The sequence below is a fragment of the Rhizobium sp. 11_C7_N12_5 genome (genome assembly GCF_051811145.1).
Taxonomy (GTDB): Bacteria; Pseudomonadota; Alphaproteobacteria; order Rhizobiales; family Rhizobiaceae; genus Rhizobium; species Rhizobium lusitanum.
On sequence record NZ_JBPWPY010000003.1, the window covers coordinates 358,963 to 374,972 of the forward strand.

Annotated in this window: 13 protein-coding genes; 12 read left to right on the plus strand and 1 reads right to left on the minus strand. The window is 59.1% G+C overall.

Going from position 1 to position 16,010, the window contains the following annotated elements; translation table 11 throughout:
• The first annotated feature begins 79 nt into the window (after nucleotides 1-79).
• From AB8B29_RS31005 to AB8B29_RS31040, 8 genes are all read left to right on the plus strand, one after another.
• Nucleotides 80-613: an invasion associated locus B family protein gene (locus AB8B29_RS31005; RefSeq protein ID WP_113102542.1), complete on the plus strand. Its 534-nt coding sequence runs from the start codon at nucleotides 80-82 to the stop codon at nucleotides 611-613.
• 1,525 nt (nucleotides 614-2,138) lie between these two features.
• Entirely contained in the window at nucleotides 2,139-3,425 is a 1,287-nt protein-coding gene (locus AB8B29_RS31010) for an NAD(P)/FAD-dependent oxidoreductase (RefSeq protein ID WP_047640109.1), read from the plus strand.
• A 77-nt stretch (nucleotides 3,426-3,502) separates the two neighbouring features.
• A complete protein-coding gene (locus tag AB8B29_RS31015; RefSeq protein ID WP_113084783.1) occupies nucleotides 3,503-4,384 on the plus strand; it encodes an ABC transporter permease in 882 nt (293 codons plus the stop codon).
• Nucleotides 4,381-5,199, plus strand: coding sequence for an ABC transporter permease (locus AB8B29_RS31020; protein WP_052224333.1), 819 nt, complete (start codon nucleotides 4,381-4,383; stop codon nucleotides 5,197-5,199). Before AB8B29_RS31015 ends, AB8B29_RS31020 begins: the two co-directional genes overlap by 4 nt.
• Nucleotides 5,200-5,227: 28 nt before the next feature.
• Entirely contained in the window at nucleotides 5,228-6,301 is a 1,074-nt protein-coding gene (locus AB8B29_RS31025) for an ABC transporter substrate-binding protein (RefSeq protein WP_052224332.1), read from the plus strand.
• A 65-nt stretch (nucleotides 6,302-6,366) separates the two neighbouring features.
• Nucleotides 6,367-6,978: a helix-turn-helix domain-containing protein gene (locus AB8B29_RS31030; protein WP_047640047.1), complete on the plus strand. Its 612-nt coding sequence runs from the start codon at nucleotides 6,367-6,369 to the stop codon at nucleotides 6,976-6,978.
• Entirely contained in the window at nucleotides 6,968-8,053 is a 1,086-nt protein-coding gene (locus AB8B29_RS31035) for an ABC transporter ATP-binding protein (RefSeq protein WP_113102543.1), read from the plus strand. Before AB8B29_RS31030 ends, AB8B29_RS31035 begins: the two co-directional genes overlap by 11 nt.
• 25 nt (nucleotides 8,054-8,078) lie before the next feature.
• On the plus strand, nucleotides 8,079-9,503 hold the full coding sequence (locus AB8B29_RS31040) for an aldehyde dehydrogenase family protein (RefSeq protein WP_113102544.1): 1,425 nt from the start codon (nucleotides 8,079-8,081) through the stop codon (nucleotides 9,501-9,503).
• A gap of 136 nt (nucleotides 9,504-9,639) precedes the next feature.
• On the opposite strand, the gene AB8B29_RS31045 is transcribed toward AB8B29_RS31040, so the two are convergent.
• Entirely contained in the window at nucleotides 9,640-10,332 is a 693-nt protein-coding gene (locus AB8B29_RS31045) for a GntR family transcriptional regulator (protein WP_167669613.1), read from the minus strand.
• Nucleotides 10,333-10,759: 427 nt separating this feature from the next.
• Here AB8B29_RS31045 and AB8B29_RS31050 point away from each other — a divergent pair, with 427 nt between their 5' ends.
• The 4 genes from AB8B29_RS31050 to AB8B29_RS31065 all read left to right on the plus strand — a co-directional run bounded on the left by AB8B29_RS31050 (nucleotide 10,760) and on the right by AB8B29_RS31065 (nucleotide 16,006).
• Entirely contained in the window at nucleotides 10,760-12,586 is a 1,827-nt protein-coding gene (locus tag AB8B29_RS31050; RefSeq protein WP_113102545.1) for an ABC transporter ATP-binding protein, read from the plus strand.
• 44 nt (nucleotides 12,587-12,630) lie between these two features.
• Entirely contained in the window at nucleotides 12,631-14,166 is a 1,536-nt protein-coding gene (locus AB8B29_RS31055) for an ABC transporter substrate-binding protein (RefSeq protein ID WP_113084784.1), read from the plus strand.
• 62 nt (nucleotides 14,167-14,228) lie between these two features.
• Nucleotides 14,229-15,152 carry an ABC transporter permease gene (locus AB8B29_RS31060; protein ID WP_092576360.1) on the plus strand — a complete coding sequence of 308 codons (924 nt, stop codon included), beginning with the start codon at nucleotides 14,229-14,231 and terminating at the stop codon, nucleotides 15,150-15,152.
• Nucleotides 15,153-15,157: 5 nt separating this feature from the next.
• Nucleotides 15,158-16,006, plus strand: a complete 849-nt coding sequence (locus AB8B29_RS31065) for an ABC transporter permease (protein WP_113102577.1) — start codon at nucleotides 15,158-15,160, stop codon at nucleotides 16,004-16,006.
• Nucleotides 16,007-16,010 lie beyond the last annotated feature (4 nt).

A 16,010-nucleotide genomic window follows, 5' to 3' on the forward strand; every position in this document is an offset into this window, starting at 1 on the left:
TCCGCCGGACGCTGGCCGTCCGGCGGACTGAGCCGTCATGCACGGTCTGATCCCAACCATATGAAAGGAACCTATTCCAATGACCTCATCCCGCTATTTGCCGAAGGCTTCAGTACTGGCGGCAATGCTCGCTCTCGTCGGCGGTACCGCCACCGCCGCTCCGCTGCCGGGCGGGGCCAGCTCGCTGGTCGAGACCTATGACGATTGGGGCGTCGTGTGCCAGATGCAGGCCAACGCTCCATCCTGCCTCGCCCGACAGGTCCAAACCAGCAATCAGACGAAGCAGACCGTCCTGGCTGTCGAGATCGGCAGGGCCTCCGACGGCAAGTTTCGGGGCACGCTGGTGCTGCCGCTCGGACTTGCGCTGCCCCAGGGTGCTCAGTTGAAGATCGACGACGCCGTTCTTGGCAATACTCTGCCGTTCTCGACCTGCCTGCCAGAAGGCTGCCTTGTGCCGCTGACCTTCGAAGCAGACACGATTGCAAAGCTCAGGACCGGCAAGGCGCTCAACGTCACCGTTTCCGCTGCCAGCCCGGCCCAACCGCTGGCCTTGGCCGTCTCGCTAAAGGGCCTTGCCGGCGCGCTCAATCGCATCGCCGACCTTACCAAATAGCGCTCCCACCCTCCGATGGCTGCAAGCATCTGGAAGTTCAGAATCATGGGAAGTCTGCTGCAGCTGCCGGCGATAATCTCTAAAACGCCATCACGGATGCCGACGCATGGGGAGGGTATCAGACAAGATTGTATTGACTTTCAATTGCCTGACTGAGGACTCAGGGGGCGGAAAATGTGGGTCTTCGGTTCACCCGCCTTCAAGAGCGCAATTCTGTTCTAGCGCTCATGCATTGCGCTCTCTGCCACTTCGACCAAAGGCGAAAAAACATGCTCCAGAATGCGCCGTCTACCCGTCCTAATTTCGCCCGTAACAGCCATGCCAGGCGGTAGGTCGATCGTCTGGCCGTCGGCGACGATCCGAATGCGTCAGCCCGCGCCCGCCCTCGGTAACCAGATAGGTTTCGGCTGGCTTCAATCCGTGGACATTCGCTAGCGTGGCGCCCGCTTCTGACCAGGCTGAGACGAAGAGGAAAGCTTGGTCGCGCTCGTGTTCGAGGATGAGCCCTGCCCAGGCAGAGCATAGAACATAGTCCGTGTCGAAAATGATGATGCTGTCTTCGTCTCGGTCACGACTCTATGTTGCTATTCGCAAATCACCTTTTCCATCTGGACCGCTCCTTGAGCAAGACCCACTAATTCTGTTGGGTCCCAAAGCTTCTCAGACCACCCAGCCTTCAGATAAAAGCCTACTGCGCCAGGGGCAGCGTTAACGCGGAGAATGCGGATCCCGCGTCTTTTGGCTCTGCCTCAATGAAATTGTTTAGCCTGAGACCGTATCCCTTTCGTTGTTTGTGCTGAACGATAGCAACAAGTCTCACTATGCCAGTTTCGCCCCGTTCATCCAGCCGCGCCACCCCGAGCGGCTCTTAGTTCTCAAACAGAAGGAAGGGTGTATTTCCATCGGCGCGATCATCTGGGTGGTTCTCATCGTAAGAGATCGAATGCCGACCCGGCGCAAACAGCACCTTTTGCCGAATGTCGTGCATCGCGCGCCAGTCGTCTGGTATGGTAACGGCTCTCAATTCATACGACATCGATCGCGCATCTCCCTTATCTTTCTCGGACCGTACCCAGTCAGCGCCTTTCTTGATGGATCATGGACCGGCAAAGCCACTGAGCAGCTTCAGCGGGTGGCGTGTTCCTCTCGACGTAGAGAATTCCGTGCCTTTGTTTGCATAGCCAGATCCCACGGGAAATCGCCCAAGAATGCATTGTACTCTCACCCGCCCCCGGCGCTGGCGGGGCACCAGTCGGCCTGCTTATCACACGTGAATGTACTCCGCAGGTCACGCATGCTGCCACTCAATCAGCTTCACCACCACACAAAGGGAGGAGCACCCGATTAAATACAAAACGACAGCCGCTACATCCGCTGGATCGGCAGCGCGTCGTCCGCACCGATGCGTTGGTAGTTAACAGCTTGAATCGCCTGAGTTCGCGATTGCATCGTTTCCACGCAAGATTTCTATTTTCATATCTATGAAATTAAGTTAGTGATTTTCAGGTTATTGCCGGAGATCAAAATGCCGTTGCCTCTTGAACTTCAGTCCGCTTGGCGAGCCAATGCGCGAAGCACAGCCATCGTCGTGCCGCTTTCCCCGGCAGAAAGTGTAGACGTCGTCATCGTCGGAGCAGGCTTTTTGGGGTTGTCGGCTGCGCTTGATCTGGCGCGGCAGGGCAAGAGAGTGAGGGTGCTCGAGGCGAAGGCCGTGGGCGAAGGTGCGTCCGGCTTGAACGGCGGCCAGGTCATTCCAGGATTGAAATATGATCCGGATTGGCTGCTTGAGAATTTTGGGGAGGCGCGGGGACAGACTTTGATCGCGTTTGCGGCTTCGACGGCGGATTGTGTCTTCGATCTCATTAGTCGAGAGCTTCTCGACGTTCCCCGGGTTCGAAATGGTTGGATCCAGGCCGCCCACACCGAAAAGGCACTTGCAGCTGCGCGACGGCGCGATGCGCAATGGCGCGCCCGAGGAGCCGATGTGCGCATGTTGGACGCACGCGAGATCGAATCCCTGACTGGTGCACGCGGCTATCTCGGCGGCTGGCTCGATGGTCGCGCTGGCATCATCAATCCGCTATCCTTCGTCAGCGAGTTGGCGGTGACCGCTGCTAAGGCAGGTGTTCAGATCGCCGAACGCACGAAGGTGCGGTCAGTCAGGCAGGAAAATGGCGGCTGGGTCGTTCAGGTGGCCGATGGCCGATCCGTAAGATCGCGATTCGTCATCATCGCCACCAATGCCTATAGCGACCAACTTGTGCCGGGCCTTGCCCGTTCCATCGTGCCGCTGCACTCATTTCAGATCGCGACGGACCCGCTGCCGGACCATTTGCGACGGATCATTTTGCCCGACGAACAAGCCGTCTCCGATTCCCGCAGAATCCTCGTCTACTATCGCAAGAGTACGGACGGGAGGCTTGTGCTCGGCGGCAGGGGGCGCATGGCGGAGCCAAAAAGCAAGAGCGATTGGAAGCATCTGGAGCGTGCGATGCGGCGTCTCTATCCCGAGCTTGCCGACATTCCGATTGCCAGGCGCTGGTTTGGCCGGGTTGCGATGACGCCCGATCACTTGCCGCACATCCATGAGCCGGAGCCCGGATTGCTGACCGTCGTCGGTTGCCAGGGGCGCGGCGTCGGCGTGATGACAGCGCTCGGCCAGAGGTTTGCCCGCTACATCGACACCGGAGATCGCGCCGTGCTGCCTTTTCCCGTCACCCCCATCCGGCCTATCCCTCTTCACGCGTTCCGGCAGGTCGGTGTCGCCGCGACGATTGCCTGGTATCGGCTACTGGATGCTCTCGAAAAATGAGCATGGAATATCACGCTTGACATTTTTCATAAAAATGAAAAATATAAACTGAATTTCATTTTATTGCAGGCCGCACCATGATCAATGAAGGCGTTCCGTCTCGAATATTCGACAGGACACGGATCTTCCGCGGCGCCATGCTATCGCCAGGCGCGATCGTAACCTTCGTGTTGGTGCTCTTTGCCGTGAGCCTTGTGGTGTTCCTGTCGTTTCGTATCAATGATGGTTCGTTGTTGGGCGCCGGCATCTCTGTGCAGAACTTCGCCACTGTCATTTCGGATCCGCTCTACGGGCTCGTAGTGTTGCGGTCGTTGACGATCGCTGGGCTCGTGACGCTTGCAACGGTCGTGACAGCCTATCCGGTCGCCTATTATCTCGCGTTTCATGCCGGCCAGCGCCGCAGCCTGATCCTCTTCCTCGTTACGCTGCCGTTCTGGACGAGTTATCTGCTGCGCGTGTTCGCCTGGAAAATCGTGCTCGCCTACAATGGTGTGCTGAATTCGGCGTTGATGCTCTCCGGTCTTTCGTCCGAGCCGTCAACATTGTTTCTGAATACCCCGTCGGCCGTGGTGCTGACGCTTGCCCACGCCTATGCCCCCTTTGCCATCCTGCCGATCTTCGTTGCGCTCGAGACCATCCCGAGATCGTTAGTGGAGGCGGCGGCCGATCTCGGAGCGCGGCCCTTCACGACATTTCGGCGAGTCATATTGCCCAATTCCATGCCGGGGGTACTGTCGGCGGCCGTCGTCGTCTTTGTGCCGACAGTCGGGGACTACGTCACGCCGGCTCTGATCGGCGGGCCGACAAGCACGATGATCGGCTCTTTGGTGCAGGCGCAGTTCGGGAAGGCCAATGACTGGCCGTTCGGCGCCGCTCTGGCGGTTATGGTCATGCTGGTCATTCTTGCCGTGGTTCTCGTTGTCCGCCAGGCGGACCGCCTATTTGGGAGCCGGACATGAAGCGCCGGCAAATGAACGCTGCAAGAGGGGGATGGCTACGTTGGTATGTCGGGCTTTACCTGGTCTTCCTATATTTGCCGGTCGCGCTGATACCGCTCTTTTCTTTCAACGATTCCATACAGGCCGCCTTTCCGCTGAAGGGTTTCACCTTCGCCTGGTATGAAACATTGATCGGAAACGAGACACTGACTGGCGCGCTCATGACCAGCATCTCGATCGGTCTGGCGGCGGCAGTTATCGCTACTCTTTGCGGCATCACCATCTCCTATATGGATACGCAGGTTCGTTCTCCCTCCGCCAAGCTTATCTCCGGTATCGCTCGCCTGCCGATCCTCATTCCCGGCGTGGTGGTCGGCATTTCGCTGCTGATCCTCGTGAACCTGCTGGGCTTTGGTCCCTCGCGGCTCGCGATCGTGCTCGGCCATGTTCTCGTCTGCCTGCCGACCACGGTCATCATCATGCGCGGCCGTTTCGCGTCCATTCCGCGCAGCATTCCCGAGGCCGCCGAGGATCTCGGGGCAGGGGAGTTGATCATTTTCCGGCGCATCATGCTGCCTCTGGCGCTACCAGCCATCGGCTCGGCCTTTATGCTCGCCTTTCTCACCTCGTTCGACGAATTCATCGTGGCTTTTTTTCTGGCCGGCACGCAGCCGACCCTTCCACTCTACATCTGGAGCCAACTGCGGTTTCCAAAATCGCTTCCGACAGTGATGGCTCTCGGAACGGTCATTCTCGCGGTGTCGATCATCATTGCCGGATGCGCCGAGCTTTTGCGGCAGCGCGGGCTTTCGCGTTCTACGTCTTCCAGTGCCTGAAATGAGAAAAATCACAAGAGGAACTGCCATGAAACATGATCATCGAGGAAGTTTCGCCAGAGGTGCATCGCGCGCCCTCACGGCTGTGGCCCTTTCGCTGTCGCTTGGCCTGCCGGCCTCGGCTGCCGATAAACTCACCTACTTCACCTGGTCGGGCTATGAGCTTCCCGACTTTCACAAGACATTCACTGCGGCCCATCCCGACGGCGTCGACATCTCCGTCTTCGGCGACGACGACGATGCCTTTACCAAGGTGAAGGCCGGGTTCCACCCGGATCTTGCACATCCTTGCTATGACAAGATTGCCCGCTGGAACAAGGAAGGCTTGCTGCAGCCGATCGATACCGCCAAGATCAAGAATTGGGACAAGATCTTCCCGGTCTTCCGCAACCTGCCGGATATTCAGGCCGGCGCGGGCAAGGTCTGGATGGTTCCTTGGGATTGGGGCAACACTTCTGTGCTCTATCGCACCGACCTCGTGAAGAACCCTGAACAGAGCTGGAACCTGTTGTGGGACAAGCAGTATGCCGGCCGCATCGCAACGATCGATGCCGTGCACGATACGCCGGTCGTCGCCGCGCTCTTGGCCGGCGTCAGCCCCTTCGATATGACGCAGGAACAACTGGGCAAGGTTGCAGACAAGCTGCGTGAGCAGCGTCCGCTCGTCTCGGCCTATACGACCGACATGACCTCCGTCGAACAATCGCTCGCAAGCGGCCAGTTAGTTGCGGCGATGACCTGGAACGCATCCGCAGTCGCATTGAAGAAGCAGGGCGTGCCGGTGGAATTCATGAAGCCGAAGGAAGGCATGCTCACCTGGGCCTGCGGCTTCGTCATGCTCAAGGACGCGAAGAATACCGATCTTGCCTATGACTTCATCAATAGCCGACTTGAGGCGGAATCGGGCAAGGCACTCATCGAAAATTACGGCTATGGTGCGTCGACTACATCCGCCTTTGCTGCTGTTCCAAAGGACGAGTTGGAGAACTTGCAGCTCCCGCCGGATCCTGAAACCATGCTGAAATCGACCGTCTTTACCGGCCCGATGAAGCAGAACGACGATCTTGCCAAAATGTTTGAGAAGGTTAAGGCAGGCGGCTGAGCCTGCTATTCTTGGCCCGGATGCGATTGTCCGGGCCATTTCCAATATTTGAATATGGAGAGCCGATGGACGCGGACGAATTGACGAGCAGGGCGGAGCGTGAGGCGGATGAGGCCGATGTCCGCGTAGGCCGGCGCGTGCGGGCCTTGCGGCTCGAAAAGAACCTGTCGCTGGCGGATCTTGCGTCCAGAGCAGGAATATCGATCGGAGCGCTTAGCCAGATCGAACGCGGTATGTCATCGCTGCGCGTGCGTGTCATCTGGCCGCTGGCCGCAGCACTCGACGTGGAGCCGTCAGCGCTGATCGCCGACGGCAATGAGCCCGTGAACGACCTCTACTGCGTGCGGGCAACCAGCCGTCGTCCCTTGCCGGTCCATTCGGAAGGGATTACCAAGGATCTTCTGTCGCCTCCCGGTGCATCCCTGACCGGCATGGTCGTCACCGTCGAGCCCGGTGGCGGCACGGATGCCTATGCCCACAGCGGCCACGAATTCGGTATCGTCACGACCGGCGAGGCCGAACTGGTAGTTGATTCCACGCGATATCTGCTGAAGACCGGCGACAGTTTCGCTTTCAAGAGCACCTTGCTGCATTCTTTCCGCAATCCCGGCACGGAACGCTGCACCATCGTATGGGTGAATACGACGAAGCCTTCGGAGGCGCGTGATGGCGACTGATGCCTTGCTTCGCCTGGAGAAGGTCTCCAAGCATTTCGCAGGCGGCATTGTCGGCCTGAATAATATCGACCTTTCGATTGCCGAAGGAGAGTTCCTGAGCCTTCTCGGTCCTTCGGGCTGCGGCAAGACCACCACGCTGCGTGTCATCGCGGGCTTCGAAGCTCCGACCGAGGGAGAGGTTCGGCTCGACGGAAGAGACATTACGCTCCTTCGCGCGTTCGACCGTCCGGTCAACACGGTGTTCCAGGACTATGCGCTTTTCCCGCACATGTCTGTTGCCGAAAATGTCGGCTTCGGCCTATCGCTCCGAAAGATTGCCGGCCCCGAGCGCCGTAAGCGCGTTTCCGCAGCGCTCGACATGGTTGGCCTGGCCGACAAGATCAATCAGCGCGTTCAGGCGCTTTCCGGCGGTCAGCGTCAGCGCGTAGCGCTTGCAAGAGCGATCGTCTGCGAACCACGCGTTCTTCTTCTCGACGAGCCTCTTTCCGCGCTCGACGCGCATCTGCGTGAGCAAATGCAGGTGGAGTTGAAACGGTTGCAGCGGGAGCTGGGCACGACATTCGTGATGGTCACGCATGACCAGACCGAGGCTCTGTCGATATCCGATCGCATCGTCGTCATGAACAAGGCTGCTATTGAGCAGATCGCCTCGCCATCAGTGCTTTATGATCAGCCGGCGACGACCTTCGTTGCAGGATTCATCGGGACGATGAACCTGCTGAATGCACGCCTGGTCAGCCGCGAAACGGGGACACTGCGCTTCGCCGCCGGCGCTCTCTCCCTCGATATGCCGGCAACCGGAGCCATCGAGCTGCGGTCGGGCGATGGCGTGATCATAGGTGTTCGTCCTGAGGATATTCTGGTCTCGCACGAACGCAGCGAAGGTTCAGTCGGCGTCGCTGTGGAAGGCGTCGTTTTCCATGGGCGCAGTTTGCGAGTCCATCTTCTCGCCGAAGACAAATATAGCCTGACGGCCGACATACCCAGGCAATCAGCGCATGCCGCCTTGGCGACCGGCGACCGCTTCTTTGCCTCGCTCCGACCAGGCGCCTCTTGCCCGATACTTCCGGCCTGAGCCCACCAACGACAATGGAGAACACATGAACAATCACCTGAAATTCTTCATCGACGGTTCCTGGGTCGATCCCGTTGCCCCCAAGACGATTGAGGTCATCGATCCATCGACGGAGGAAGTCTATACCGCAATATCCGCCGGCTCGGCTGCAGACGTCGATAAAGCGGTCGCGGCGGCAAAGAGCGCCTTTGCGAGCTTTTCATTGACGTCCAAGGAAGAGCGTCTGGTGCTCCTAAAACGGATTCTCGAATGCTACAACGAGCGCTTCGAGGATATCGCTCAGGCAGTCAGCCAGGAAATGGGCGCGCCTCTTCCGTTCGCGCGGGATTCCCAGGCATGGGCCGGACGCGGACACATGGAAGCGACCATCGCCGCTTTCGAGGACTATCAGTTCACTGAAAAGCGCGGCTCAACCACTGTCATCAAGGAGCCGATCGGAGTCTGCGCGCTGATCACGCCGTGGAACTGGCCGCTGAACCAGATCGTTTGCAAGGTTGCGCCGGCGATCGCGGCAGGATGCACCGTGGTTTTGAAGCCCTCGGAAATCGCGCCGATCAGCGGCATCATCTTTGGTGAAGTGATGGCGGCGGCTGGAACGCCGAAGGGCGTCTTCAATCTGGTGAACGGCACCGGTCCCGATGTCGGGCAGGTCATGGCGGGGCATCCGGATGTTGACATGGTCTCGTTCACGGGTTCTACGCGTGCCGGTATCATCGTCGCCAAAACTGCCGCCGACACAGTCAAGCGTGTCGCTCAGGAACTTGGCGGCAAGTCGGCCAATATCATCCTGCCCGACGCGGATTTCGAGACAGCTGTGACCAAGGGCGTCCAGGGTTGCTTCAGCAATACCGGCCAGTCTTGCGATGCGCCGACCCGTATGCTGGTGCCGGCCGACCGTCATGAGGACGCTTTGGCAATCGCCGGGAAGGCTGCCGAGGCCTTCAAGACAGGCGATCCGCGCGCCGATGGCGTCGATCTTGGGCCAGTCGTCAGCCAGATCCAGTACGACAAGATCCAGCGGTTGATCGAAAGCGGCATCAGCGAGGGTGCGACCTTGGTAACGGGCGGCCTGGGCCGGCCGGAGGGATTGAACCGTGGCTATTATATCCGCCCGACGGTTTTCGGACACGTGACGCCCGAAATGACGATTTCGCGCGAGGAGATCTTCGGCCCGGTTCTGTCGATCATCTCCTACAAGGACGAGGAGGATGCCGTGCGCATTGCAAATGACACCGTGTACGGCCTTGCTGCCTATGTTCAATCGACGAACATCGATAACGCACGCGCCATCGCGAAACGCATGCGCGCCGGCTCGGTCTATCTCAACTATCCAGCCTGGGACACGTTCGCACCTTTCGGCGGCTACAAACAATCGGGAAATGGGCGTGAATATGCCGACTGGGCAATCCACGATTTCCTGGAAATAAAGGGTGTCGTCGGTTGGGCCTAACCGGGTGGCAGTCAGCGCGAGGCGCTGGATATCCTTCCGTCAAAGGTGATCGAGACGCAAATGCTTGCATTGCGCTTGCCCCCTTCGGACGTGGATTGTCCACATCATTCATCATATCAACGACGGTAGGCGGGCTTCAGCCAGGCATTGCTCGCGAATAGGCAGCCAGAATGAAGCGTTCGGCCTGGAATAGGTATTTTTCCAACGCGTCGGAAGCACTCGCCGGCGCCCCCTCCTCCAGATGCGCGAGAATAGTCGCGTTCTGGCCGACATAGGGAGCGTGCAGATATTCGGGATCGCGGATCAGCCCGAAGACGAGACGCAGCTCAAGCGAGATCTGCGCATAGAAGGCCGAAAGCCTGGGACTGTCGGCAAGCTCGACGATCGCGGCATGAAAGGCGATATCGGCGCTACCGACCTCCAGCCATTCGCCACGTTCACGATGCTGAACGGCAGCATTGATGGCGGCACGCATCTTGGCAACGCTGGGGTGACGGTGATGCGCATTGGCGAGTGCCGAACACTCGATCAGACGACGAATTTGGAAAATATCCATGATCGTCGAGATGCTCGGCGTGGAGACGAAGACGCCGCGATTGGCCTCATGGCGCAGCACACCCTCTTTCGTCAGCAGCCGGAAAACCTCGCGCAGCGTATTGCGCGAGACCTGCAACTCCTCGCAAAGAGCCGCCTCGGATAGATGGCTGCCAGGCGAGAGCGTGCCGCTGATCACGCGCTCGCGGATGCGGGCGGCGGTCAGTTCCGCAACCGTCTGCCCTGTCTCCGCGACAATCGTCGGCTCGATGCTGGCAAGATTTGTCTGCTTCATTCGCTCTCCCGGCATCTGCACTCAATCGTCTTCGACGCCCGCTATATCAGGCACTTGCTGGAAACCGAGTGGGTATTCCGCGTGTCTGCGGCTATCGGCCTGTCAACGGCAAGGTCATAAGGACGATTTTGCGCAGATTTGCCCCCATTTTTGATTGGCAACATGAAAATTGTTGAACAATATAGACCATATTGTCGTTTGATGCTATCTCACGTCCTCACAAATATAACGGGAACGCAGATACAGATGTTCATGAGACGCCTGTTTTGTAGAAAAACATCGCCTGCCTTTGTCAGGCTGCAACGGGTGTCGGCATGAGCATGCAGCGGTCCGATCTCTGCGAATGCTCCTGCATCATCGATGCAAGGAACAACACGGCTATCATCTCGGATGCCATGACCGATCTTCCCAATGCCGAGGTAAGCGCATGACCACGCCCGCAGACGACAACAAACCGCTTCTGTCCGTAACGGATCTGACTGTTCGGTTCGGCGAAAATCGCGTGGTCGAAGGGCTTTCCTTTTCGGTCGAGCCGGGGCGAACGCTCGCAGTCGTCGGTGAATCCGGCTCCGGCAAATCGGTGACATCGCTTTCCATCATGCGCCTTGGCGACATGATGGGCGCGCGCTTCGAGACAGGCACTATCCTCTTCAACGGCAAGGACATTCTGAAACTCTCGCAGAAGGAGATGCGCGCCGTTCGCGGCAAGGAGATCGCCATGATCTTCCAGGAGCCGATGACCTCGCTCAATCCGGTCTTCACTATCGGCGACCAGATCTGCGAGATCCTTCTCCTTCATGAGAAGATCGGCAAATCCGCTGCCATGGCGGCGGCGCAGCGCCTGCTGGAAATGGTGCGCCTGCCGGATGCGCAGGCGCTCTTGAACCGCTATCCGCACCAGCTTTCCGGCGGCATGCGCCAGCGCGTCATGATCGCCATGGCGCTTGCCTGCCGCCCGAAGCTGCTGATCGCCGACGAGCCGACAACAGCGCTCGACGTGACGATCCAGGCACAGATCCTCAACATCATGCGGGACCTGCAGAAGGATCTCGGCATGGGCATGATCTTCATCACTCACGACATGGGCGTGGTTGCCGAAATGGCTGATGATGTCGTGGTCATGTGGAAGGGCAAGAAGGTCGAGGAAGGCCCGGTTCGTGAGATATTCGCCAATCCCAAGCACCCCTATACGAAGGCGCTTCTCGCCGCAGTGCCGAAGCTTGGCAGCATGACCGGCCAGGATTTTCCGAAGCGCATGCCGCTGACCGTTCTCGACGGCGGCGAGTCGAAGATCGTTGGTGAGGAACGGATCCAGAATACCGCCCGCTACGACCAGCAGCCGCTCCTGTCCGTGCGCGACCTCTTCGTGCGCTTCGATATCAAAAAGAATATATTCGGCAAGGTCACGCATCGCTGTAGTGCCGTCCAAAAGGTCGCTTTCGATATTCATCCCGGTGAAACCTTGGCCCTTGTCGGCGAATCCGGCTCCGGCAAGTCGACGATTGGCCGCACCATCCAGCAGTTGCAGAAAGCGCGCTCGGGCGAAATCACCTTCAACGGCAAGAGTTTTGCCGCCATGTCGGCGCTGGAGCGATTCCGGCTTCGCCGTGACGTGCAGTATATTTTCCAGGATCCCTTTGCTTCGCTCGACCCGCGCAAGACAGTTGGCTTCTCGATTGCGGAACCGATCAACACCCATGGCATCATATCTGGATCAAAGGCGGTACGCCGCAGGGTAGACGAGCTTCTGGAGCGCGTCAGCCTGACGTCAGCCCATGCCGATCGCTATCCGCATGAGTTTTCCGGCGGCCAGCGGCAGCGCGTCTGCATTGCCCGTGCGCTTGCCTCCGATCCGAAGCTCATCATTGCCGATGAGGCGCTTTCTGCCCTCGACGTATCGATCCAAGCCCAGATTATCAACCTGCTTATGGACCTGCAGGCCGAACGCGGGCTCGCCTATCTGTTTATCAGCCATGATATGGCCGTCGTGGAGAAGATCAGCCACCGCGTCGCCGTTCTCTATCTCGGCCAGATCATGGAAATAGGCAGCCGCCGGCAGGTCTTCGAAACCCCCATGCATGCCTATACGCAACGCCTGATTTCAGCCGTGCCGATCGCCGATCCGACGCAGGAGCGCCGAACCGCCCTGTTGGAAGGCGAGATCCCCAATCCCGTCCGCCGGGTCGGCGACGAGCCGCCGATCCTGGCTCACGAGGAAATCACCTCAGGCCATTTTATCGCCAAGAGCGCCTGAACGACCGCAAACCGCAATATCGATCTGAAGAGGAAACAGGTTCAATGAAAAAAATGAAATGGGGACTGAAGACCGCTCTGACAGCACTTGTCATGTCGGGTGTCGCGATCAGCGCTGCTCCGGCTTTCGCGGCGGGCAAGCTGACGGTTTCGTCGTCGCAGGATCCGGGCAGCTGGGATCCGATCGACACCTTCCTGGTGGCATGGGCCGCCGTTTCGACCAACATTTTCGACGGGCTCACCTATCGCGGCCCCGATCTCAAGCTGGTGCCCGGTCTTGCCGAATCCTGGGAGGAATTGGATCAAGGCAAGCGCATCCGCTTCAAGCTGCGTCATAACGTCAAGTTCCATGACGGCGAGCCCTTCAATGCCGAAGCGGTGAAGTTCACCTTCGACCGCCTGCTGGGCGAACAGGGCGCCAAGGGACCGCAGCGCTCGAATTACACCGCGATCGAAAGCGTTGACATCATCGACGACTATACAGTCGACATGAAGCTGAAGACGCCCGATCCGGTGCTTTTGACGAAGCTTGCCGGCTACGGCGCGATGATCGTTCCGCCGAAATACATCAAGGAAAAGGGTGAGGATTACTTCAACCTCAATCCGGTCGGCACCGGCGCCTTCAAGTTCGCCTCCTATACGCCGAAGGTGAACATCAAGCTCGAAGCCAATCCTGATTACTGGGGCGGTGCGCCGAAGCTTTCGGAGCTCGAATACCGCTTCATCAGCGAGCCGGCGACGGCCGTTGCCGAGCTTCAGGCAGGCCGCGTCGATATCGTCATTCCGCCGACCATCCCAATCGGCATGCTGCCGGTCATTCAGGGCGATTCCAAGCTCGAAATCGCCAGCGTTCCCGGCCCGACGGTTGATGCGCTGCGCTTCAACACCCGCGATGGCATCACCGCCGATCCGCGCGTGCGCAAGGCGATCATCATGGCAGTCGACCGCGACACGATCGTCAAGTCGATCCTCGCAGGCCAGGGGACCGAGATCGTCAGCTTCCAGAACTCACTGTCCTTCGGCTACGATCCCGACCTGAAGCCGCTTCCCTATGATCCCGCAGGCGCCAAGAAGCTGCTTGCCGAAGCCGGCGTGAAGCCGGGCGCTGCATTGCAGATCGACATTCGGGGCAATGACGCGACGATGAACGAGGTGGCGCAGGTCGTCGCAAGCTATCTGCAGATGGTCGGCCTCACCGCAACCATCAAGCCGTATGAAACCAACGTTCTGCTGAACGACATTATCCCGCAGGGCAAGACCGGCGCGATGTTCCAGCAGAAGTGGGGCGGCTGGACCTTCGACTACGACAACACCGCCTATTCGATGTATCACTCCGGCGAAAAGTGGAATCCGTATGAAAAGGATGCCGCTCTGGACAAGCTGTTGGAATCGCAACGCCCGCTCACCGATCGCGCCGAGCGCGAAAAGGTGCTGAAGGACATCGGCAAGTATGTCGCCGACAAGGCGCTCGAACTGCCGCTCTACAACAGCAATGCAATCTACGGCGTAAGCAAGCGGGTCAAGGGCTTCGTGCCCGCACCCGATACCCGCATCAAGCTGAACGAAGTCACCGTCGACTAATCATCAAGCAGACGCCGCCGGCCCGGCCGGCGGCGTCATCCGAAAGCTCTCGGGGTAAGAACGTGGCCGGTTTTCTCATCAAGCGATTGCTGCAGGCGATTTTCGTTGTAATCGCCATCACTCTTCTCGTCTCCTTCGCTATCCGCCTCACCGGTGACCCTGCCGTGATGATGTTTCAGGGCGGTGGCAGCATGACCGAGGACGACCTGGCCCGTATCCGCACAGCCCTTGGCACGGATCAACCTTTCCTTGTGCAGTATTTCACTTTTCTGAAGGGGCTGCTGACGCTCAATTTCGGCCGCAGCTTCACCGGCGGCACGCCGGTTTCCCAGCTGATTGCCAATGCCTTGCCCGCGACGCTGCTGCTTGCTTTCATCTCCATGGTCGTGTCGATCGCGCTCTCCATCCCGCTCGGCATCAAGGCGGCGACGGCACGCGGCAAGACGGCGGATCAGATCATCCGCGTTCTCTCGCTGCTCGGCCTCTCCTTCCCGAACTTCTGGCTGGCGCTGATGATGGTGCTGTTGTTTTCCATCACGCTAGGCTGGCTGCCGCCAAGCGGCATGGTCGGGATTTCGAGCTACGTCATGCCGGCCGTGACGATGGGCGTTATCCTAACGGCAACGAATGTGCGCCTGGTGCGTACCGCCATGCTGGAGACGCTGCAGTCGCAATATATCATGGTCGCGCGGGCCAAGGGTCTTAGCGAAAGCAAGGTGCTGTACAAGCATGCGCTGCGCAATTGCGCGATACCACTCATCACCTATTTCGGCATCCAGTTCGGTGGGCTGCTCGGCGGCATCGTCGTCATCGAGCGCGTCTTCAACTGGCCCGGTCTCGGCACGCTGGCATTCGACGCCGTCGGTGCCCGCGACTACCCCGTCTTGCAAGGCGTGATCACCGTGCTGGCGCTGTTCATCGTCGGCGTCAATCTTCTCGTCGACATCGCCTATGGCCTCGTCGACCCACGTATCCGCACGGAGTAATGCTGATGGCCGCCACGATTTCACGCCGGTCGCGTTTCTACAGCTTCGAATTCATCGCTGGAGCCCTGATCACCGTCATCATCTGCCTTGCCGTGCTTCTCTCCGATATGCTCTTTCCCGGCGGCGCCGAAAAAATCGATCTGATGGCAAGGCTTGCAAAACCCTTCGCCAGCCTCGCCCATCCCTTCGGCACAGACCCGCTCGGGCGCGATGTGCTGGCTCGCGTCGTCGCAGGTGGCAAGATATCGCTGACCGTCGGCCTCACCTCCGTGATCGGCGGCGTGGTTCTCGGAGTGCTGGTCGGCCTTGCCGCGGGTTACTATCGCGGCATCTGGGACATGCTGCTGATGCGCTTTGCCGATATTCAGCTCGCCATGCCCTTCATTCTGCTGGCAATCACCTTCATCGCCATCGTCGGCGGCAGTCTCACCAATACGATCATCCTCTTGATCGTCTCGCAATGGGTGCAATATGCACGCCTCGTGCGCGGTTCGGTGCTGAGCTTGCGCGAGCGGGAATTCATCCTCTCGGCACGGGCGATCGGCGTCAAAGACTGGCGCATCATCTTCCAGCATCTGCTGCCGAACCTCGTCGGCCCGGTGATCGTGCTGATGACGCTGAACATTGCCAACAACATCCTTCTGGAAAGCAGCCTCACCTTCCTTGGCATGGGTGTCGACCCGACAATTCCGAGCTGGGGCGGCATGCTGGCCGACGGACGAACCTATCTGCAGACAGCGTGGTGGGTCAGCCTCTTCCCTGGCCTTGCAATCCTTTTGACCGTGCTCGGTTTCAATCTCCTCGGCGACTGGCTGCGCGACAGCCTCGATCCGACTGGCAGAACGGCAAGGTAGGATA